Source organism: Aeromonas sp. FDAARGOS 1403, assembly GCF_019047325.1.
In the GTDB taxonomy this organism is placed as follows: Bacteria; Pseudomonadota; Gammaproteobacteria; order Enterobacterales; family Aeromonadaceae; genus Aeromonas; species Aeromonas dhakensis.
In genome coordinates this window covers 1,919,975-1,939,583 of record NZ_CP077249.1, presented here as the reverse complement: position 1 = coordinate 1,939,583, position 19,609 = coordinate 1,919,975, and the positions used below count along the sequence as shown (strand labels likewise).

At 64.0% G+C, this 19,609-nt stretch carries 18 protein-coding genes; 13 read left to right on the top strand and 5 right to left on the bottom strand.

Annotated elements, in window-relative coordinates:
* Positions 1 to 56 precede the first annotated feature (56 nt).
* The gene (locus tag I6L33_RS09255; RefSeq protein WP_216973943.1) at positions 57 to 1,040 is read left to right on the top strand and encodes a hydrolase; all 984 of its coding nucleotides are present in this window, start codon (positions 57 to 59) and stop codon (positions 1,038 to 1,040) included.
* A gap of 107 nt (positions 1,041 to 1,147) precedes the next feature.
* A complete protein-coding gene (locus I6L33_RS09250; protein WP_005304010.1) occupies positions 1,148 to 1,390 on the top strand; it encodes a YheU family protein in 243 nt (80 codons plus the stop codon).
* Between the two features lie 425 nt (positions 1,391 to 1,815).
* Here the strand turns inward: I6L33_RS09250 and I6L33_RS09245 are convergent, their stop codons facing one another.
* On the bottom strand, positions 1,816 to 3,162 hold the full coding sequence (locus I6L33_RS09245; RefSeq protein WP_010634898.1) for a UDP-glucose/GDP-mannose dehydrogenase family protein: 1,347 nt from the start codon (positions 3,160 to 3,162) through the stop codon (positions 1,816 to 1,818).
* Between the two features lie 221 nt (positions 3,163 to 3,383).
* Between I6L33_RS09245 and arnB the strand changes: the two genes are divergently transcribed.
* The 9 genes from arnB to I6L33_RS09200 all read left to right on the top strand — a co-directional run bounded on the left by arnB (position 3,384) and on the right by I6L33_RS09200 (position 12,449).
* Complete coding sequence (gene arnB / locus I6L33_RS09240; protein WP_216973942.1) at positions 3,384 to 4,520, top strand: UDP-4-amino-4-deoxy-L-arabinose aminotransferase; 1,137 nt, start codon at positions 3,384 to 3,386, stop codon at positions 4,518 to 4,520.
* Positions 4,521 to 4,526: 6 nt separating this feature from the next.
* Positions 4,527 to 5,507, top strand: a complete 981-nt coding sequence (gene arnC / locus I6L33_RS09235; RefSeq protein WP_017784361.1) for an undecaprenyl-phosphate 4-deoxy-4-formamido-L-arabinose transferase — start codon at positions 4,527 to 4,529, stop codon at positions 5,505 to 5,507.
* On the top strand, positions 5,504 to 7,495 hold the full coding sequence (arnA, locus tag I6L33_RS09230) for a bifunctional UDP-4-amino-4-deoxy-L-arabinose formyltransferase/UDP-glucuronic acid oxidase ArnA (protein WP_216973941.1): 1,992 nt from the start codon (positions 5,504 to 5,506) through the stop codon (positions 7,493 to 7,495). The genes arnC and arnA overlap by 4 nt, the downstream gene beginning before the upstream one ends.
* Positions 7,488 to 8,387 (top strand): 4-deoxy-4-formamido-L-arabinose-phosphoundecaprenol deformylase, encoded by a 900-nt coding sequence (arnD, locus tag I6L33_RS09225; protein WP_216973940.1) that lies wholly within the window; start codon positions 7,488 to 7,490, stop codon positions 8,385 to 8,387. Before arnA ends, arnD begins: the two co-directional genes overlap by 8 nt.
* A gap of 78 nt (positions 8,388 to 8,465) precedes the next feature.
* Positions 8,466 to 10,109: a lipid IV(A) 4-amino-4-deoxy-L-arabinosyltransferase gene (gene arnT, locus I6L33_RS09220; protein WP_017787716.1), complete on the top strand. Its 1,644-nt coding sequence runs from the start codon at positions 8,466 to 8,468 to the stop codon at positions 10,107 to 10,109.
* The gene (locus I6L33_RS09215; RefSeq protein WP_017787715.1) at positions 10,109 to 10,453 is read left to right on the top strand and encodes an EamA family transporter; all 345 of its coding nucleotides are present in this window, start codon (positions 10,109 to 10,111) and stop codon (positions 10,451 to 10,453) included. The genes arnT and I6L33_RS09215 overlap by 1 nt, the downstream gene beginning before the upstream one ends.
* A complete protein-coding gene (gene arnF / locus I6L33_RS09210; RefSeq protein WP_216973939.1) occupies positions 10,450 to 10,863 on the top strand; it encodes a 4-amino-4-deoxy-L-arabinose-phosphoundecaprenol flippase subunit ArnF in 414 nt (137 codons plus the stop codon). The genes I6L33_RS09215 and arnF overlap by 4 nt, the downstream gene beginning before the upstream one ends.
* 167 nt (positions 10,864 to 11,030) lie before the next feature.
* A complete protein-coding gene (locus tag I6L33_RS09205; protein WP_010634905.1) occupies positions 11,031 to 11,900 on the top strand; it encodes a phosphoribulokinase in 870 nt (289 codons plus the stop codon).
* 15 nt (positions 11,901 to 11,915) lie between these two features.
* Positions 11,916 to 12,449: a DUF4136 domain-containing protein gene (locus I6L33_RS09200; RefSeq protein ID WP_010634906.1), complete on the top strand. Its 534-nt coding sequence runs from the start codon at positions 11,916 to 11,918 to the stop codon at positions 12,447 to 12,449.
* Between the two features lie 62 nt (positions 12,450 to 12,511).
* Here I6L33_RS09200 and I6L33_RS09195 read toward each other — a convergent pair whose 3' ends face one another.
* Positions 12,512 to 12,808 (bottom strand): MliC family protein, encoded by a 297-nt coding sequence (locus tag I6L33_RS09195; protein ID WP_017763891.1) that lies wholly within the window; start codon positions 12,806 to 12,808, stop codon positions 12,512 to 12,514.
* Positions 12,809 to 12,857: 49 nt separating this feature from the next.
* Positions 12,858 to 13,262 (bottom strand): OsmC family protein, encoded by a 405-nt coding sequence (locus I6L33_RS09190; RefSeq protein WP_005304045.1) that lies wholly within the window; start codon positions 13,260 to 13,262, stop codon positions 12,858 to 12,860.
* A gap of 311 nt (positions 13,263 to 13,573) precedes the next feature.
* On the opposite strand from I6L33_RS09190, the gene crp reads away from it, so the two are divergent.
* Entirely contained in the window at positions 13,574 to 14,212 is a 639-nt protein-coding gene (gene crp, locus I6L33_RS09185; protein ID WP_005304048.1) for a cAMP-activated global transcriptional regulator CRP, read from the top strand.
* Between the two features lie 126 nt (positions 14,213 to 14,338).
* Positions 14,339 to 15,139: a putative RNA methyltransferase gene (locus tag I6L33_RS09180; protein WP_043171033.1), complete on the top strand. Its 801-nt coding sequence runs from the start codon at positions 14,339 to 14,341 to the stop codon at positions 15,137 to 15,139.
* Positions 15,140 to 15,198: 59 nt separating this feature from the next.
* Here the strand turns inward: I6L33_RS09180 and I6L33_RS09175 are convergent, their stop codons facing one another.
* Positions 15,199 to 17,121, bottom strand: coding sequence for a glycoside hydrolase family 19 protein (locus I6L33_RS09175; protein WP_302054597.1), 1,923 nt, complete (start codon positions 17,119 to 17,121; stop codon positions 15,199 to 15,201).
* 75 nt (positions 17,122 to 17,196) lie between these two features.
* Positions 17,197 to 19,575, bottom strand: a complete 2,379-nt coding sequence (locus tag I6L33_RS09170; protein ID WP_216973938.1) for a M66 family metalloprotease — start codon at positions 19,573 to 19,575, stop codon at positions 17,197 to 17,199.
* Positions 19,576 to 19,609: the final 34 nt, after the last annotated feature.

The window sequence follows — 19,609 nt, the reverse complement described above, 5'->3', positions numbered from 1 at the left end:
TCCCGACGGCGGGCAGCCCGGCTGCTCGCCGTTTCCTTTTCTGTCCCGGACCCAGCATGCTGATCGAGAGCCACTTTCACGCCCCCTGGTGGGCGCGCAATCCCCACCTGCAAACCATCCTGCCGAAGTGGCTGCGCCGCCAACCGCCCCGCTTCGTGGCCGAGCGCTTCGAGCTGGCGGACGGCGACTTCGTCGATCTCGCCTGGAGCGGCGAGATCAGCCGGGATGAGCGACCGCTCATCGTGCTGTTTCACGGGCTGGAGGGAAGCATTCACTCCCACTATGCCAAGGGGCTGTTCGCCCACCTGCAACGCCAGGGCAACGAGGCGGTGCTGATGCACTTTCGCGGCTGCAGCGGCGAGCCGAACCGGCTGCTGCAGGCCTATCACTCCGGTGCCATCGAGGATGCCCAGGCGGTGATCGCCGAGCTCGGCCGCCGCTTTCCCGGCAAGCCACTCATCGCCATCGGCTATTCGCTGGGGGGCAACATGCTGGTCAATCTGCTGGCGCGCGCCTGCCCGCGCGAGCTGAAGGCGGCGGTGGTGATCTCGGCGCCGCTGCGGCTGGACAGCTGCGCCGAACGGGTCAATCAGGGCTTCTCGCGGGTCTATCAGCGTTATCTGCTGGGCACCATGCGCTACAACCTGCAGCAGAAGATCCGGCGACAGGCAGCTGCCAGCGCCCGCTGGCAGCCACAGCAGGTGCGCGCCATCGCCACTCTGCGCGACTTCGACGAGCAGGTCACGGCGCCGCTACACGGTTTTGACAGCGCCGATCACTACTACCAGCGCTGCTCGGGCCTGGGGATGCTGGCGCAGATCCCCATCCCCACCCTGGTGATCCACGCCGCCGACGATCCCTTCATGACCGAGGCGGTGATCCCGCAGGCGGAACAGCTCTCCCCCATGGTGCGTTACGAGCTGAGCCGGCGGGGCGGCCACGTGGGCTTCCTGCACGGTACCCCCTGGCGGCCAAGATTCTGGCTGGAGGAGCGGATCAGCCAGTGGCTACAGGAGCAGATTCAAGGTACAGGCCGGTAGCCATGGCGGCCACTCTCTCACCTCATCGACTGGCGGCCAGATAAATCCCTTGCGCTGGCCGACCACAGATAGACAATACCCGCTCTCTGGTAACGGAAGATAAAACCATGATAATCCCCTGGCAAGAGCTGGATGCAGACACCCTCAACAACCTGCTCGAGCACTTCGTGCTGCAGGAAGGCACCGAGTATGGCGAACAGGATGTCAGTCTGGCCGACAAGGTCGACGATGTCAGAGCTCAGCTGCAGCAGGGCGTGGCGGTAATCGTGTACAGCGAGCTGCACGAGAGCGTGAACATAGTGCCCAAGGCGACCCTCGACAGGGCGCAGGTGGACGACCTACCGCAATAGCCTGCCCATCGCCGTTGCGGGCCTGCCACCCTGGCCGCCCTTCTCCCTGTCTGTTCCCGCCGGATCTCCCTGCACCCGATAAAACAACATGGCCCTGCGCAACTGCGCAGGGCCATGTTGACTGACATTGCTGCCATCTTGCCGGATCTTGTTCATGCCGGTTCTGCAAACACCTTGCGCCCCTGGCGCGGCCTGCCCTCGCTCCCCGATAGCGGATAACGACAAGGGTGACCGCAATAATTAAGCGCCTGGCCATATCGACAAAATAGAATAAATAAAGTGAAACGGTTCACAATATTAAATTATGATGACAAAACTCGCCCTCACCATAAAAATAGTGAGAGCAATATCTCGCTTCAGCCAATATCCAGCAGATTAATCCGCCACACAGCTGATTATTGATGGCGGCCCAATATGACAAGATATTATTTCATTACCGATTCGCCACGGCCGATGGCGTAATAATGGAACCCATGATCTTTCATGCGACCTGGATCAAACAGATTGCGACCATCCACGATCAGGGGTCGCTTCAACGCCTGCTTGATGGCGGCAAAGTTGGGGGCCTTGAAGTGGTTCCACTCGGTGCAGATCACCAGGGCATCCGCACCAAACAATGCGGCCTCCTTGGTACCCATCAAACGCAGCTTGTCGCAGTTGCCGTAGATCTGCTGGGCCTCCTGCATCGCCTCGGGATCATAGGCCTGCACGGTCGCACCGGCCTGCCACAACGCCTCCATCAGGGCCCGGCTCGGCGCCTCGCGCATGTCGTCGGTGTTGGGCTTGAACGCCAGACCCCACAGGGCGATGGTCTTGCCGGCCAGGGTCTCCCCTTCGGAGCGGAAGAACGCTGACAGCAGCTGAAACAGCCGCGATTTTTGCAATTCATTGACCCGCTCCACCGCCCGGATCAGCGGCGTGTCGTACTCCAGCTCCTGGGCCGTGGCCAGCAAGGCTTTGACATCCTTGGGAAAACAGGAGCCGCCATAACCACAACCCGGGTAGATGAACTGATAGCCGATACGCTGATCCGAGCCTATCCCCTGGCGCACCATCTCGATGTCGGCGCCGACCCGCTCGGCCAGTCCGGCCATCTCGTTGATGAAGCTTATCTTGGTGGCCAGCATGCAGTTGGCGGCGTACTTGGTCAGCTCGGCGCTGCGCACATCCATGAACAGGATGCGGTCATGGTTGCGGTTGAACGGCTCGTAGAGCTCGCGCATCAGCTGGCGGGAGGCCTCGTTGGCGGTGCCCACCACGATGCGATCCGGCCGCAGGCAGTCCTGGATGGCGGAGCCCTCTTTCAGGAATTCGGGGTTGGAGACCACGTCGAAGGCGAACGACTGATCCCGCTGCTGCAGGATGCTCTTCACCCTGGCGGTCACCTTGTCGGCGGTGCCCACCGGCACGGTCGACTTGTTGACTATGATGACGGGCCGGTCACGATGCCGGGCGATGGTTTCGGCCACCGTCAGCACGTGGCTGAGATCGGCGGAGCCATCTTCCCCCGGTGGCGTCCCCACCGCCAGAAACTGCACATCACCGTGTTCGACGGCCTGTACGGCATCCGTGGTGAACACCAGGGCGCCGCTCTTGATGTTGCGCTGCAGCAGGGTGTCGAGCCCGGGTTCATAGATAGGGACATGACCGTCCATCAGGGCAGCCACCCGCTGTTCATCGACATCGACACAGATGACCTGGTGACCGACGTCGGCCAGCACGGTGGCCTGAACCAGGCCCACGTAGCCACTTCCAAATACAGTAATGTTCATATTGATACAACCAGAATGTCAGAGAATTTGTAATTTGGAAAAACAGTAGGTTTGGGGGGTTATAAATATTTATCACACTACCTAAGATGTCCGCACCAGTTAATTGTTACCAGCTGTTTCTGGACCATTGCAGGCCCGCTTTTATATCCGTATGTTGAGTAAAACAGTTTGGGGGAGCCCAATTTAATGGGCACTGATTAATATTCTTTGTTGGATCTCATATGCAAGATTTTCTGCCATTTTCACGGCCAGCCATGGGCGATGCCGAGATAAGTGCTGTCTGTGATGTATTGAAATCGGGCTGGATCACCACGGGCCCGAAGAATCATGAACTGGAGCAGCAATTCTGCCATACCTTCGGTTGCCAGCATACCGTCGCCCTCTGCTCCGCCACCGCCGGTATGCACGTCACCCTGATGGCGCTGGGCATTGGCCCGGGAGACGAGGTGATCACCCCCTCCCAGACCTGGGTCTCCACCATCAACATCATCACCCTGCTGGGGGCCGAGCCGGTCTTCGTCGACGTGGATCCGGATACCCTGATGACCAGCGCCGCGCTGATCGCCCCGCTCATCACCGCCAGGACCAAGGCCATCATCCCGGTGCACTATGCCGGTGCCCCCCTCGACCTGGACCCCATCCTCGAGCTGGCCGGCCGGCACGGCATTCCGGTCATCGAAGATGCCGCCCACGCGGTCGGCACCCGTTATCGGGAGCGCTGGATCGGCGCCAGCGGCACCGCCATCTTCTCCTTCCACGCCATCAAGAACATGACCTGCGCCGAAGGGGGCATGCTGGTGACCGACGACAAGGCGCTGGCAGACAAGGTGCGGATGCTCAAATTCCACGGTCTGGGAGTGGATGCCTTTGATCGCATGAGCCTGGGCCGCAAGCCGCAGGCGGAGGTGATCACCCCGGGCTTCAAGTACAACCTGGCCGACATCAACGCCGCCATCGCCCTGGTGCAGCTGGCACGCCTGCCCGAGCTCAACGCCAAGCGGGCCGAACTGGTGGCCCGCTACCAGGAGCGGCTGGCCGGCCTGCCGCTGGCACCCCTCGCCGTGCCGGGCTACCCACACCTGCACGCCTGGCACCTGTTCATGGTGCGGGTCGACCCCGAGCGCTGCGGCCTCGATCGGGATCAGCTGATGCAAGCGCTGCAGGAGCGCGGCATCGGTACCGGCCTGCACTTTCGGGCAGCCCATACCCAGAAGTACTACCGCGAACGCTACCCTACCCTCAGCCTGCCCCATACCGAGTGGAACTCCTCACGCCTGTGCACCCTGCCACTCTTCCCGGACATGACGCTGGCCGACGTTGACCGCGTGGTCGCGGCCCTTATCGACATATTGGAGTAACCAAACGTGAACAACACTGACATCAAGCTGGTTTCGGTGGTCATCCCCGTCTACAACGAGGAGGCCAGCCTGCCCGTGCTGCTGAGCCGGGTCACCGCCGCCTGCGATCAGCTGTCGCAGGATTACGAAGTGATCCTCATCGACGACGGCAGCCACGACGGCTCCACCGAGCTCATCAGCGAAGCCGCCGCCATTGATGGCAGCAAGCTGGTCGGGGTGCTGCTCAACCGCAACTACGGTCAGCATGCCGCCATCATGGCCGGCTTCGAGACCGCCAAGGGGGATCTGGTGATCACCCTGGATGCGGATCTGCAGAACCCGCCGGAGGAGATCCCCCGCCTGGTAGAAGCCGCCATGCAGGGCTACGACGTGGTGGGCACCATGCGCCGCAACCGCCAGGACTCCTGGTTTCGCAAGACCGCCTCCAAGCTCATCAACAAGTCGGTGCAAAAGGCCACCGGCGTGCACATGAGCGACTACGGCTGCATGCTGCGCGCCTATCGCCGCCACATCATCGACGCCATGCTCTGCTGCCAGGAGCGCAGCACCTTCATCCCCATCCTGGCCAACAGCTTCGCCCGCCGCACCATAGAGCTGGAAGTGGGCCATGCCGAGCGGGCCCATGGAGAGTCCAAATACGGGCTGATGCACCTCATCAACCTGATGTATGACCTGGTCACCTGCATGACCACCACCCCGCTGCGTCTGCTCAGCATCGTCGGCAGCGTGGTGGCGGGCATCGGCTTTACCTTCTCCATCCTGCTGATCCTGATGCGCCTCATTCTGGGCGCCGACTGGGCCGCCGATGGCGTCTTCACCCTCTTTGCCATTCTCTTCACCTTTGTCGGCGTGCAGCTGCTGGGCATGGGGCTGCTGGGAGAGTACATAGGCCGCATGTACACAGACGTGCGCGCCCGTCCCCGCTACTTCATCCACCGGATCGTGCGCACCGCCACCACCCCTTCGCAACAGGAAGCTGAACAATGAAAGTCGTCGTCTTTGCTTATCACGATATCGGTTGCACCGGCATCGAGGCCCTGCTCGAGGCAGGCTACGAGATCCAGGCCGTCTTCACCCACGCCGACGATCCGGGCGAGAACCGCTTCTTCGGCTCGGTCGCCCAGCTCTGCGCCGAGCACAACCTGCCGGTCTACTCCCCCGAGGACGTGAACCACCCGCTCTGGATCGAGCGCATTCAGGAGCTGGCGCCCCAGGCCCTCTTCTCCTTCTACTACCGCAACATGCTCAAGCAGGCGATCCTCGACATCCCGACCGTCGGCGCCTTCAACCTGCACGGATCCCTGCTGCCCGCCTACCGCGGCCGCGCCCCCATCAACTGGTGCCTGGTCAACGGCGAAACCCAGACCGGCATCACCCTACACCAGATGACCGCCAAACCCGACGCCGGCGCCATCGTCGCCCAGCAGGCGGTGACCATTGCCGACGACGACACCGCGCTGACCCTGCATGGCAAGGTGCGCCTCGCCGCCCGGGCGCTGCTGGAGCAGGAGCTGCCCAAGCTGCGCGCCGGCGACATCCGCCTCACCCCGCAGGATGAGAGCAAGGCCAGCTACTATGGCCGCCGCACCCCGGCCGATGGCGAGCTGCACTGGCACCGCCCGGCCCGCGAACTGCACAACCTGGTGCGCGCCGTCACCCAGCCCTACCCGGGCGCCTTCAGCTTCGCCGGTGATCGCAAGCTGACGGTGTGGAAGAGCCACTGGCTGGCCCAGCAGAGCGACAAGCAGCCGGGCACCATCCTGAGCCAGGAGCCGCTGCGCATCGCCTGTGGTGAAGGGGTGCTGGAGATCGTGGCCGGTCAGGCCGAAGGGGGTCTCTATGTGCGCGGCGCCCAGCTGGCCCGTGAACTGGGGCTGGTGGAAGGGATGAAGATCGGCGCCAAGGCGAGCAATGCCCTGCGCAAGGCGCGGCTGACCCGGGTGCTGATCCTCGGCGTCAACGGCTTCATCGGCAACCACTTGACCGAGCGCCTGCTCCAGGATGGCGGCTACGAGGTGTATGGCCTCGACATCGGCTCCAGCGCGGTGGATCGTTTCATCGGTCACCCCAACTTCCACTTCGTGGAGGGGGACATCAGCATCCACACCGAGTGGATCGAGTACCACATCAAGAAGTGCGACGTGATCCTGCCGCTGGTGGCCATCGCCACCCCCATCGAGTACACCCGCAACCCGCTGCGCGTGTTCGAGCTCGACTTCGAGGAAAACCTCAAGATCGTCCGCTACTGCGTGAAGTACAACAAGCGCATCATCTTCCCCTCCACCTCCGAGGTGTACGGGATGTGCGACGATCACAGCTTCGATGAAGACAGCTCCCGCCTCATCGTCGGCCCCATCAACAAGCAGCGCTGGATCTACTCGGTCTCCAAGCAGCTGCTGGACCGCGTCATCTGGGCCTACGGCAAGAAAGAGGGGCTCAACTTCACACTGTTCCGTCCCTTCAACTGGATGGGGCCGCGTCTGGACAGCCTGGACTCTGCCCGCATCGGCAGCTCCCGCGCCATCACCCAGCTGATCCTCAACCTGGTGGACGGCACCCCGATCCAGCTGGTGGACGGTGGCGCCCAGAAGCGCTGCTTCACCGACATCGAGGACGGCATCGAGGCCCTGTTCCGCATCATCGAGAACAAGGGGAACCGCTGCGACGGCCAGATCATCAACATCGGCAACCCGGACAACGAGGCCAGCATCCAGCAGATGGCCGAGATCCTGCTCGCCAAGTTCGAGGCTCACCCGCTGCGTGACCAGTTCCCGCCGTTCGCCGGCTTCAAACTGGTGGAGAGCAAATCCTTCTACGGCGATGGCTATCAGGACGTCTCCCACCGCCGGCCGAGCATCGCCAATGCCCGCCGCCTGCTGGACTGGGAACCGACCATCGAGATGGAAGAGACCATAGGCAACACCCTCGACTTCTTCCTGCAAGGGGCGGTCACCACGGGAGTCGAGCATGACTGAGGTAGGTCTGCGGATCGACGTCGATACCTTCAGGGGGACCCGTGACGGGGTGCCCCGCCTGCTGCAACTGCTCGACAAGCATCAGGTCAAGGGGAGCTTCTTCTTCTCGGTCGGACCGGACAACATGGGGCGCCACTTGTGGCGCCTGCTAAAACCCCGCTTTCTGCTCAAGATGCTGCGCTCCAACGCAGCATCCCTCTATGGGCTGGACATCCTGCTGGCCGGCACCGCCTGGCCCGGCAAGTCCATCGGCAAGCAGCTCGGATCCCTGATGCGCGACGCCGACAGCGCCCGTCACGAGGTGGGGCTGCACGCCTGGGATCACCACGGCTGGCAGGCCAACACCGGCCGCTGGGACGAAGCCGAGCTGATTCGTCAAACCCGGCTCGGGGTGGATGCACTCAACCAGATCCTGGGGCGCGAAGTGGACTGCTCCGCCGCCGCCGGCTGGCGGGCCGACCCGCTCACCACCCAGGCCAAGGAGCAGTTCGGCTTTCGCTACAACAGCGACTGTCGCGGCAGCGGCCTGTTCCGGCCCCTGCTGCAGGACGGTCGCCCCGGCACCCCGCAGATCCCGGTCAACCTGCCCACCTTCGACGAGGTGGTGGGCCATCAGGTGACGGTCGACGGCTTCAACCGTTTCCTGCTAGATCAGCTGGCGACCCCGCCGGCGCAGGGCCCCCACGTCTACACCATCCACGCCGAAGTGGAAGGGATCGTGATGGCGGATCAGTTCGATGCCCTGCTCGGCGAAGCCAGGGCGCGCGGCACCCGCTTCGTGCCGCTCGGGGATCTGTTACCATCCGACCCGACCACGCTGCCGACCGGCCGGCTGGTACGCGGCACCCTGCCCGGGCGGGAGGGCTGGCTCGGCTGCAAGGCCGAGGCCTGAGATGCCTGAGATAAATGACGCCACCTCGGGTGGCAGGACTAACCATCGCGCTAATCACACCATGCAACAGAGGATGTCATGACGTTGACCAAGTGGGCCCTGCCCCTGTTCTTTCTCTTCTTTTACCTGCTGCCGCTCGACCAGCGGCCGCTCTGGAGCCCGGACGAAAACCGCTACGCCGAGATAAGCCGGGAGATGGTGAGCACCGGAGACTGGGTGGTCCCCCACTTCCTGGGCCTGCGCTACTTCGAGAAACCCATCGCCGGCTACTGGTTCAACAGCATCAGCCAGCAGCTGTTCGGTGACACCAACTTCGCCGTGCGCTTCGCCTCGGCGGCCGCCACCGGCCTCAGCGCCGTACTCATCTTCTGGTTCGCCCTGCAGCTTTGGCAGTGCCGGCGCAAGGCGTTCCTCGCCGGGCTCATCTATCTGTCGCTGCTGATCGTCTACGGCATCGGCACCTACAGCGTGCTGGACGCCATGGTGACCCTCTGGCTCAACGCCGCCATGGTGAGCTTCTACATCATCCGCAAGGAGGGCTCCCTTGCCAGCCGGGTCGGCGGCTATCTGCTGTTCGGCCTCGCCTGCGGCATGGGCTTTCTCACCAAGGGCTTCATCGCCCTGGCGGTGCCCGTGGTGGTCATAGTGCCCTACGTTATCTATCAGCGCCGCCTGCTCGAGCTGGTGCGCTTCGGGCCGCTGGCCATCCTGAGTGCGGCCCTGCTGGCAGCCCCCTGGGCCATCGCCGTGCACCTGCGCGAGCCGGACTACTGGCACTACTTCTTCTGGATTGAGCACATCCAGCGCTTCGCCGCCGACAACGCCCAGCACAAGGCGCCGTTCTGGTACTACCTGCCCATGGGGCTGCTCGGCACCCTGCCCTGGCTCGGCCTGCTGCCCGGCGCCCTGCGCAAGGGCTGGCAGGAGCGCAAGATAAACCCGGAGACCCTCTACCTGCTGGCCTGGGTGGTGTTGCCCTTCCTCTTCTTCAGCGTGGCCAAGGGCAAGCTGCTCACCTACATACTGCCCTGCTTCGCCCCGCTGGCCATGCTGATGGCCGCCAGCGCCGTCGATCTGCTCAAGGAGGGGAAAGAGCGGGCCTTCAAGGTCAACGCCTGGCTGAACGGCCTGTTCGGCCTCATCTGCCTGATCGTGCTGGCGGTGCTGGCCTTCTCCCCCCGCCACGCCGTCTACGGCGAGGAGGATCACGGTGCACTGGCGGTGGCCATGGTGATCTTCGCCGGCTGGAGTCTGCTTGGCTTCGTTCAGCTCAAGGCCATCAACCAGCGTTGGACCCTGAGCGCGCTCTGCCCCATGGTGCTGGCCATCGGCCTGCCCTGGGCACTGCCGCAATCGCTGATCGACTCCAAGCTGCCGGAGCGCTTCATCGAGGCCAACCAGGCCGTGCTGATGAAGTCAGGCACCCTGCTGGCCAACGACGTCGGGCTGGCCTCCTCCCTCGCCTGGGGCACCCGGCGCAGCGAGATCAACCTGTTCGACAGCAAGGGGGAGGTCCATTACGGCCTCGGCTACCCGGATGCAGCGGGGCGCTACGTGGCCCGCGCCGACTTCCCGGCCTGGCTGGCACAGGCGCGTAAAAATGGCCAGGTGGCCCTGTTGATGAAGACGGATCGCGACGGCAACACCGGGCCCGTGCCCCCCGCCGACGAGACCATCGTCAGCCACCGGCTGACCCTGCTCATCTACCACGGGGCCCAGTGATGGACATACTGCTGCTGTTGCTGGTGTGCCTGCTGACCTGCAGCGGCCAGATGCTGCAAAAACAGGCGGTCATCAGCTGGCAGCGCCGCCCCTGCAACCACTGGCAGAAGCTGCGTTCCCCCTGGCTCATCGCCAGCGTGGCGGCCCTCGGCAGCGGCATGCTGCTCTGGATCTACCTGCTGCAGCGGCTGCCGCTCGGCATGGCTTACCCCATGCTCAGCATCAATCTGGTGCTGGTGCTGGTGGGCTCCAGACTGTTCTTTCATGAGCAGATCAGCTACCACAACTGGCTGGGGGTGGGCGCCATCATAGTGGGCGCCCTGCTGCTGGGAGGTTTGCTATGAGCGACGGCCATCAGCAGGCGCTGAAGGGGTATCTCTACGTGCTCGGCAGCATAGTGCTGGTGACGGTGGCCCAGCTCGGCATGAAGTGGGGGGCGATCCAGTTGCCGGCCTGGCAGCCGGATCTCGCCCTGATGCTGGCCCATCCGCTGCCGCTGCTGGTAATCCTGGCCGGGGTGGGCTGCTACGCCCTGTCGCTGCTCTGCTGGCTGGCGGCGCTGCACTCCACCCCGCTCAACATCGCCTACCCCCTGCTCAGCACCAGCTATGCGCTGGTCTACCTGCTGGCGGTCAACATCCCGCTCTTCGGCGAGCCGCTGGAGCCGGGCAAGGCGCTCGGGGTGCTGTTTATCCTGCTGGGGGCCGTGCTGGTGGGGATCAAGCCTGCGGCCGGCAACAAGCAGGCAGACTAGTTTTTCTCTTGTTTGTCGCAAGGGCTGCCATGGCAGCCCTTTTTTTTGTCTGCCGCCGATGCTGGCACGCCAGCGAAGCAGTTGCGCGGCGGTACTGTCAGACCGCACACTTGACCGTACTCGGAACATGCCCTTATAACGGAAACTCCCAAGGAAGAGAGAATTCTATGTCGGCCAAGCATCCCATCATTGCGGTTACCGGTTCGTCCGGTGCCGGCACCTCCACCTCCACCATCGCCTTTCGCTCCATGTTTCATCAGCTCGGTTATCAGGCGGCCGTGGTGGAAGGGGACAGTTTTCACCGCTACACCCGCCCGGAAATGGACGTGGCGATCCGCAAGGCGCGCGAACAGGGGCGCCACATCAGCTATTTCGGACCCGAGGCGAACGACTTCGGCCTGCTGGAGAGCTTCTTCCAGGAGTACGGCCAGAACGGCAGCGGCCAGTATCGGCGCTACCTGCACAGCTTCGACGAGGCGGTGCCCTTCAACCAGATGCCGGGCACCTTCACCCCCTGGCAGAACCTGCCGAACGACACCGACCTGCTGTTCTACGAGGGGCTGCACGGCGGCGTGGTCACCGAGGATCACAACGTGGCCCGCCACGTGGACTTTCTCATCGGGGTGGTGCCCATCGTCAACCTGGAGTGGATCCAGAAGCTCATTCGCGACACCTCGGAGCGCGGTCATTCCCGCGAAGCGGTCACCGACTCCATCGTCCGCTCCATGGACGACTACATCAACTTCATCACCCCCCAGTTCTCCCGCACCCACATCAACTTCCAGCGGGTGCCGACGGTGGACACCTCCAACCCCTTCAGCGCCAAGGTGATCCCGAGCCTGGACGAGAGTATGCTGGTGATACGGTTTCGCGGCATCAAGCAGGTGGACTTCCCCTACCTGTTGTCGATGATCGACGGGTCCTTCATGTCGCGGATGAACACCATTGTGGTGCCGGGCGGCAAGATGGGCTTCGCAATGGAGCTGATCCTGCGCCCGCTGATCCAGCAGCTGCTCGAAACCGGCAAGATCACCTGAGCCAAGGAGCTGACGATGCGGTTAGCATTTATCTCTGTGGGATTGGCCGCCCTGCTGGGTGGCTGCAGCAGCGGCCCCGCTGCACCGACCCTGGAGGCGGGCACCATGGTGGTGCGCCCGGCGGCCAGCTGGCCGTTCGGGGCGACACCGCGCTATGCGCTGGCCGAGCAGTTCCAGTATGCCGGCGACAGCGCCGAGGGCTGGCTGGAGCCGGTCCAGCAGGCGGTCAACCAGGCGCTGGGCAGCAAGGGGTGGCAGAGCGTGCCCCTCGACGAGGCCGACCTCTGGGTCGCCATCGGGGTGGCCGGCAGCAAGGATCTGAGCGACGGCGAGATCTTCGCCCGCCTCGGCATGACGCCCGGGCTGCAGGCCAAGGCCGATGCCCGCAAGGGGACCCTGGCCATAGTGCTGCTCGACCGGCGTACCCAGCAGGCGGTGTGGAGCAGCGCCATCTCCCTGGCCAGCGACGTGGCCATCGCCGAAGGGGATCGCCAGCAGCTGAGCCGGCAGCTGGCCGCCAAGATGCTCGACTCCCTGCCCACCCGCTGATCCCTTCCTTTAAATGCAAAACGGCCTGCATCAAGCAGGCCGTTGCGATCACACCATGACAGTCACTTGCGCTGGCAAGTCAGCAGGGTTACCCCTTTCTGGCTGAGGATGGCCTGCTTCTCCTGGTTCCAGAAGGTGGTGACACCGTCGGAATACTTGGCACCGGACTCCGCCTCGACCCGGCCCAGCTTGTGGTAGACGCCGGCATAGGGGAACTGCACCATGTCGGCCTGGGCGTCATAGGTCACGGCCAGCATCTCTTCACCACACTGGTACTGGCTGAACTGGTATTGGGTCGGCTGCGGCATGCTGCAGGCCGCCAGTCCCAGCAGGGGGAGCAACACTATCATTTTTTTCATTGCACTTTCCTTATGTCATGGCGTTATTCGATCGGAATAATCACGGCTATCAGGCTTCAACAATTTGATAACTATGGGTAATTTCTACCGCTTTTTCCAACATCAGGGAAACTGAACAATATTTTTCCATCGACAGATCCACCGCGCGGGCCACCTGTTTCTCGGCAAGCCCCTTGCCGGTCACCACGAAGTTGAGGTGGATCTTCTCGAACACCCGCGGTACCGAGTCAGCCCGCTCTCCGGCCAGCTCCACATGACAGGCGGTCACGGATTGACGCGCCTTCTCCAGAATGGAGACCACATCAATTGAGCTGCAACCACCCACCGCCAGCAGGATCATCTCCATCGGGCTGGCACCCTCGCCGGGGTTGGCGCCGTCCAGGATCACCTGGTGACCGGACTCACTCTCGCCCACAAACTTCATGCCTTCCACCCAGCTGACCTTGGCTTTCATTTCACTTTTCCTCTTGATGACGACAGATCTGACCGACATAGCATACCCCAGACGGCGCGACAGCGGCACATATCCGCCATTTTCACGAACTTCCGGGCTAACTAGATCAAAATCAACATCTGATGCCCCCAGCTTCCTTACAATGGCGAACGGAGCGCAGCAGGGGTTGCAAGGGGAGCTGGCAAAAGCCCTCAAAGCCTTGTCAGCACAGACAAAGGCTCTTATCCTACTGCGACTAATACAAGGAATGGCAAGGTTGGCAGCTTGCCCGGACGCACGAGTCCATAAAAAGACACTACAGAGGAATTCTCATGGTCATTGGCAAACCGCAAAGCGATCCCACCCTGGAATGGTTCTTGTCGCACTGCCACATTCATAAGTATCCCGCCAAGAGCACCCTGATCCACGCGGGTGAGAAGGCGGAAACCCTCTACTACATCGTCAAGGGCACTGTGGCCGTCTTGATCAAGGACGATGAAGGCAAGGAGATGATCCTCTCCTATCTGAACCAGGGCGACTTCCTGGGCGAGATGGGTATGTTCGAGGAGAACGAGAATCCCGAGCGTTCCGCCTGGGTGCGTGCCAAGGGCTCCTGCGAAGTGGCCGAGATCTCCTACAAGAAGTTCCGCCAGCTGATCCAGGTCAACCCGGAAATCCTTATGCGCCTCTCCGGCCAGATGGCCAAGCGGCTGCAGCACACCAGCCAGAAGGTCGGCAACCTCGCCTTCCTGGACGTGACCGGCCGGATCGCCCAGACCCTGCTGAACCTGGCCAAACAGCCGGATGCCATGACCCACCCGGACGGCATGCAGATCAAGATCACCCGTCAGGAGATAGGCCAGATCGTCGGCTGCTCCCGCGAAACCGTCGGCCGGATCCTCAAGATGCTCGAAGAGCAGGAGCTGATCTCCGCCCACGGCAAGACCATAGTGGTGTTCGGCACCCGCTGATCCCCGCTACTGGCGGCCCCGCACTGGGTCGCCGGATAAAGAAGGCTGCCACGGCAGCCTTTTCTGATCGCCTCCCCTATAATCCCGAACGCCCCTGCCAGCACGGCTTTCGCCAAGAGAGATCCTATGCACCTTCAATGCCCCATTTGCCGCAGCCCCCTTCAGCTGCATGACGCCTCCAAGGGGCGCTACTGCGCCAACAAGCACCACTTCGATCCCGCCCCGGAAGGCTATCTGGATCTCATTCCTGGCAAGAAGAACCCCAAGGACAGCGACAGCCGCGCCCTGATGCGCGCCAAGCGCCACTTCCTGGAGCAGGGCCACCAGCTGCCGCTGGTCGAGGCGATGGCCAGCCTGCTCGCCTCCCTCGAACCACGCGAGCTGATCCACCTGGGCTGCGGCGAGGGCTACTACTGCCGCGCCCTGGCCGAACGGCTGCCGGGCTGGCAGTTTGCCGGCGTCGACATCGCCAAGAACACCATCTTCGCCGCCAACAAGGCGCAGCCGGAGGGTCAGTTCGTCATCGCCGATCCGGCCCGCGCCCCCATCATGCCGGGTACGGCCCAGCTGCTGCTGGTCAACGATCTCAAGGTCAAGACCGAGCTGCTGGTCAACTGGCTGGCACCGGGCGGCTACCTGCTCTACCTGCAGCCGGGGCCACGCCATCAGTGGCAGCTGAGGGTCAGCCTCAACCCGGTCAGCATGGAGCACCCGCTGAGCTGGCCGAGCCTGGCCGGCCTCGACCCCATGGGTCAGCTGCGCTGCCAGTTCAGCATGCAGATGGATCAGGGCCTGCGCGAGCACATTCTGGAGACCAGTCGCCTCGGCTGGCGCGCCAGCGGCGAGCAGCGTCACGCCTTCACCCACCAGGGGCCGGACGCGCTGGAGCAGGATCTGCTGCTGAGCCTGTGGCAAAAGCCGCTGTAAGCGCATTCATCCCATGAAAAAAGGCCCTGATGGGCCTTTTTTATTGCGCGGAGATGTCGTTACAGCTTGATCCAGGCATCGCTCCAGGCCGTGCCCTTGCCGGGCTCGTAGGCCCAGGCCGCGCCGGCACACCAGCCGGTGTAGGGATGGGGTTTGCACTGGTAGTTGCCCCCCAGGTTGCTCACCTTGTCACCGGCTTTGTAGGCAGTGCCCTCCTGGTAAGGCGGGTTGCCATCCGGCGGCGTGGTACCGCCGCTGCCCTTGATCAGGATCTCGTGGGTGGCGCTGCGGCTCAGCCCCTTGTCGTCGGTCACCTTGAGCACGAAGCCGTAGCGGGTGTCACTGGCCGGGGTCGGCGGCAGGGTGGCACTCAGGGTGGACTGGGTCAGATCCGAGGCGCTGGCCCCGGCCGGCAGGGTCCAGGCGTAGCTGAGGGGCTTGCCTTCCGGATCGCTCGAGCCCTGGCCGGAGAGCAGCACGGTGGCGCCGCCCAGCGCCTCGCTCGGGCCGCTGATGCTGGCCACCGGCGGCAGGTTGGTGCCACCACCGTTATCCTCGATCACCACCTCGGGGAAGAAGTGCTGCACGCAGCGGCTGTAGTCACGCTCCTTGAACGCGCTGAAACGGGTCTGGTAGCCCACCAGCTTGCAGGCGTAGCTCTTGCCGCCGTTGGGGTTTCCCGGCACATAGCTCCAGTCGTTCTCCCAGTAGATGGGCAGGGCGCCGGCACCAGCCTCGTCGAACACCTTCATGTTCTTGCAGCCGAGCACCTCGTCGGCGGGCACCGGCACCCCCAGATACTGGGCCTGGGCCTGGTAGTAGGTGATCCGGTTCTGGGACTGGGCATGTTCGGCCGCACCGCCGCACTCCACCCCGCCGTTGATGATCTGGGTGGTCACCCCGAAGCCCGGCACCAGGCCGTTCTGCCGATCGTGGGCATTGGGCTGCCAGGTGCCGTCGACCACGTGCAGCATGGAGGGCTTGGGCGGCTGCGGATAGACGAAGAAGAAGACGGCGCTGGCCAGGTTGAGCCAGGTGTCCGCCACTTTTTCCGGGTTGTCCAGCAGGGTGCGCACTGTGCCGAACATGGCCTCGGAGAAGGGGCCGTAGTTGTAGTTGTACGACAGCTGCTTGGCACCGCGACCGAAGTAGCTCTTGAACTCGCCGTTGTCGAACTTGCCGCACGGCCACTGCTGACCCTGCCACACCTCGGGGTTGCACTCGGCGTTGTAGCCGCCGCGCATCTGCTCGGTCCAGCCCATCTCCCGTACCCACACCAGCCCCTGGCGCCACTCGGGCTCAGGTCGCCAGTTCTCGTGGCCGCCGGTCTCCTGGGCGAAGTGGGCAAACATGGTGGCCAGCGACTTGCGGCAGATGGCCTCGGCGTTGCGCCCGTCGCTGTAGTCACCACAGAAGGCCGGGAACTTGGCCACCGCCTGCAGGAAACCGCGATAGGTGTACTCCGGCGCCCGCAGCGGGAACAGGAAGTTGAACTGCGACTCGCTGAGCAACCCCTCCACCCGTTTGACGTTGGCGGGGTTGAGCGGCAGACCGGGGGCCACCGCCTCGACCACGGCATTGTCGCGGGTGGCGATGGAGGCCTTGACCGCCGTCATGGCCGGGAAGTCGGTGAGCGCCTGCTCCCTGGCATCCAGCTCGCTCTGGCTCAGGTAGACGGGGCTGCCGTCGGCGGTACCGCTGCCGCCCTGCTCAGGCGGAGTGACCCCCTCTCCGCCCGCGGGGGGCGTCACCTCACCCTCCCCCATCAGCGCCCACGGCGAGTCCCACTCGTTGGCCACCTGCACTCCCGGGCTCTGGCCCGGATTGGCATACCACTTGGCCTCGTAGATCTGGCCGTTGAAGCTGACCTGGCTGCCGCCGGCATAGCCCTGATTGATGTCATAAGGGGTGGCGGCCCACAACTGGCCACTCAGACAGAGCGCGGCCAGCAGGGTGGCCACAGAGGACTTTCTTGTCATCATATTTACCTCTTGCTAGAGAAGGGCGGGGCTTGGCCCCCGCCCATGGCACCTCGCGTTGCGCGAGGCGAAAAGGGATCAACGCGTCGCCAGCGGCATGCCGTTGACCGTGTAGCCGAGCCCGGCCGGCGCAGCCGCAAGCTGGGCTTCAGCCTGTGACTGGTTGCGGCACAACACGCTGGCGCTGCGCGGCTCGCTCGCGGTCGGCACATTGACATGGAACTTGTTCATCACGCTGGCGTTCAGCCTGTGGTTGGCCAGCTTGAAGCGCAGCAGGCCGTCGCGGGTCTCCACCTGCAGCTGGCAGTCGCTGTTGCCGAGCCGCTCGCCGTCATCGCCATAGGCAAAGCCGTAGGCGCCGTGCAGCGCCGGGTAGAGGTAGCTCGGCAGCTGACCCTGCGGGTCGTAGTAGCCGACCAGGGTGGTCACCGGCACGCCGAAGGCGGCAGGCTTGCGATCTACCGCCAGATCCGCCGGCGCCCCCTCGTTCCAGCGGCTGCCGTCGGAGGTGTAGCTCTTCTTGAAGCCGCGCGAGACGGTGATCTGCTGGCCGTTGATGAAGAGGGTGCTGTTGTAGCCGGCATTGTGGTCGATGCTGATGATGCGGCCGCGATTGACCGTCGAGGCGGCCGGCAGCTGGATGTTGCGGGTCCAGTTGCCATCCCACATGGCCACCTTGACCAGATCGTACTCGGCCAGCAGGGCGGCCAGCCTGACCTCACCCAGGTCGCTCACCGGCGCGGTGATCTGCTCGGCGAGAGTGACCCGGTGGCGGTAGGGCTCCATCTTCGCCTGGCTTTCGTTCCACTTGCTGAAGCCGGTGGGCGAGCTGGCGTCAAACACCGCCTTGCTCTCGAGGAAGCGCTGGATGATGGCCGCCGAGTTGGGGGTGTAGAGGGTGAAGCGGTTGAAGCCGGAGAGCGGCTCGCCGCCGGCCATGGCGTCGAAGCCGAACTTGCGGCCATCAAACGGGGCCTGGCACTGGCCGTCCAGGCAGGCGCTCTGGCCGCTGCGGCTCGCAAAGAAGTTGGGGATGAAGCGGTTCTTGTCGCCATCCCAGCCCCAGGTGGCGTTGATCTGGTCGGCGCTGCGGTGCACCGAGCCGGCAAAGCCGCCCACATAGTGGCCGAGGCCGTAGTTGTGGCCCACCTCGTGGCTGAACTCGTTGCCAAGGGAGGCGTCCAGGGTGACGATGCCGCCCCCGCCGGAGCCGCCGTGCACCTGCACCCCGTTGGCGTACTTGCCGCGGCTGTTGTGGGCCGCCAGCTGGGCCACCACGTAGGGGTGGCTGTTCTCCCCCTCCCCGGCGGTGCTGTTGATGCCGTAGTTGGCATTGTCGATGCCAAGGGAGACCAGCTCCTTGCCGATGCGCTGGCGCATGGTGCCGCTGTGCCAGCCCCCCTCGCTCGGATCAAAGTCGGTGAGCAGGGTGCCATCTGGCAGCATCACTTCCGGCAGCGCCAGCGGCGCATACTGGCTGACGACGAGGCGGCTGGCGGGAATGGTCTGGAAGTACTCCCGCTGGGCCTCTTTATCTTTGGCAAAGGCGAACTGGTCGCGAGGGCTGGTCAGCATGCCGATGTCGATGGTGTGAATCAGCAGCTCCCCCGGCGCCCCCACCTTGAGGTCGGTCAGCTCACCGCTCAGATCCCCCTGGCTCAGGCGCAGGGTGAGGCCGGGCATGATCCACTCGGCCGGCAGCACGGCGCTCCAGGCGTCGCTCGCATAGGTGATGCCGTTGTTTTCCAGCTCACCATCGCGGATCCACTGGCCGCGCACGAACTTGAACTGCTGGCTCTGGCCACGGGAGAGGGTCACCTGACGGCCGCTGAAGTAGACGGTGGAGTTGTAGCCGGCATTGGAGGCGAGGCGCACCATCTTGCCCTCCAGGCTCGCATCGCGGGGCAAGAAGATGTCGCGCACCCAACGGCCGTCGGCGGTCTGGATGGTGACCAGGGCATGGGGCTGCAGCTTGCCGAGCAGGAAGGCGCCGCTCGGATCGCTCAGCTTGGCCAGCTCGCTGCTGCTGTTGATGACGGTACTGGTGCCGGGGCCCGGGATGAAGTCGACCCCCTCCTCCGGCGTTCCTTCCAGGTAGTAGGCGGTCTTGGGCAGGCGGGAAGGCGGCTCCAGCGTGAGGCTGCCGAGCAGCTTGCCGGCGCTGTCGCGGGCCTCGAGCGCCAGCGGCGCCTCGTTGCCGGCCTGCAGCGGGCGCACCAGCAGCAGGCTCTTGCGCAGGGCGGTGAGACGGGGCTGGTTGTCACCCTCCCGCGGGTGGGCGGGCAGGATCTGGCTCTGGGCAAACTGGACCCCGGCCAGCAGCGAACCCTGCAGATCGTTCTGCGGCCGGGTGGTGTCAAAGACCAGTGGCGTGGGTGGCTGAACGGCGGCCAGCAGCGGGCCGCTTGCCAGGGCTGCGCCGATCAGGCAGGCAAGACGTGTGGTGCATGTGGTCATGGTGGTGCTCTTTTGTTGTTATGGGGGAAAAGGA

Coding starts and splice junctions, on each gene's coding strand:
- I6L33_RS09215 (WP_017787715.1), top strand. CDS start 10,109: ATGGACATACTGCTGCTGTTGCTGGTGTGCCTGCTGACCTGCAGCGGC.
- I6L33_RS09190 (WP_005304045.1), bottom strand. CDS start 13,262: ATGAAAGCCAAGGTCAGCTGGGTGGAAGGCATGAAGTTTGTGGGCGAG.
- arnA (WP_216973941.1), top strand. CDS start 5,504: ATGAAAGTCGTCGTCTTTGCTTATCACGATATCGGTTGCACCGGCATC.
- arnF (WP_216973939.1), top strand. CDS start 10,450: ATGAGCGACGGCCATCAGCAGGCGCTGAAGGGGTATCTCTACGTGCTC.
- crp (WP_005304048.1), top strand. CDS start 13,574: ATGGTCATTGGCAAACCGCAAAGCGATCCCACCCTGGAATGGTTCTTG.
- I6L33_RS09255 (WP_216973943.1), top strand. CDS start 57: ATGCTGATCGAGAGCCACTTTCACGCCCCCTGGTGGGCGCGCAATCCC.
- I6L33_RS09200 (WP_010634906.1), top strand. CDS start 11,916: ATGCGGTTAGCATTTATCTCTGTGGGATTGGCCGCCCTGCTGGGTGGC.
- arnT (WP_017787716.1), top strand. CDS start 8,466: ATGACGTTGACCAAGTGGGCCCTGCCCCTGTTCTTTCTCTTCTTTTAC.
- I6L33_RS09180 (WP_043171033.1), top strand. CDS start 14,339: ATGCACCTTCAATGCCCCATTTGCCGCAGCCCCCTTCAGCTGCATGAC.
- I6L33_RS09195 (WP_017763891.1), bottom strand. CDS start 12,808: ATGAAAAAAATGATAGTGTTGCTCCCCCTGCTGGGACTGGCGGCCTGC.
- I6L33_RS09170 (WP_216973938.1), bottom strand. CDS start 19,575: ATGACCACATGCACCACACGTCTTGCCTGCCTGATCGGCGCAGCCCTG.
- arnD (WP_216973940.1), top strand. CDS start 7,488: ATGACTGAGGTAGGTCTGCGGATCGACGTCGATACCTTCAGGGGGACC.
- I6L33_RS09205 (WP_010634905.1), top strand. CDS start 11,031: ATGTCGGCCAAGCATCCCATCATTGCGGTTACCGGTTCGTCCGGTGCC.
- I6L33_RS09245 (WP_010634898.1), bottom strand. CDS start 3,162: ATGAACATTACTGTATTTGGAAGTGGCTACGTGGGCCTGGTTCAGGCC.
- I6L33_RS09175 (WP_302054597.1), bottom strand. CDS start 17,121: ATGATGACAAGAAAGTCCTCTGTGGCCACCCTGCTGGCCGCGCTCTGT.
- I6L33_RS09250 (WP_005304010.1), top strand. CDS start 1,148: ATGATAATCCCCTGGCAAGAGCTGGATGCAGACACCCTCAACAACCTG.
- arnB (WP_216973942.1), top strand. CDS start 3,384: ATGCAAGATTTTCTGCCATTTTCACGGCCAGCCATGGGCGATGCCGAG.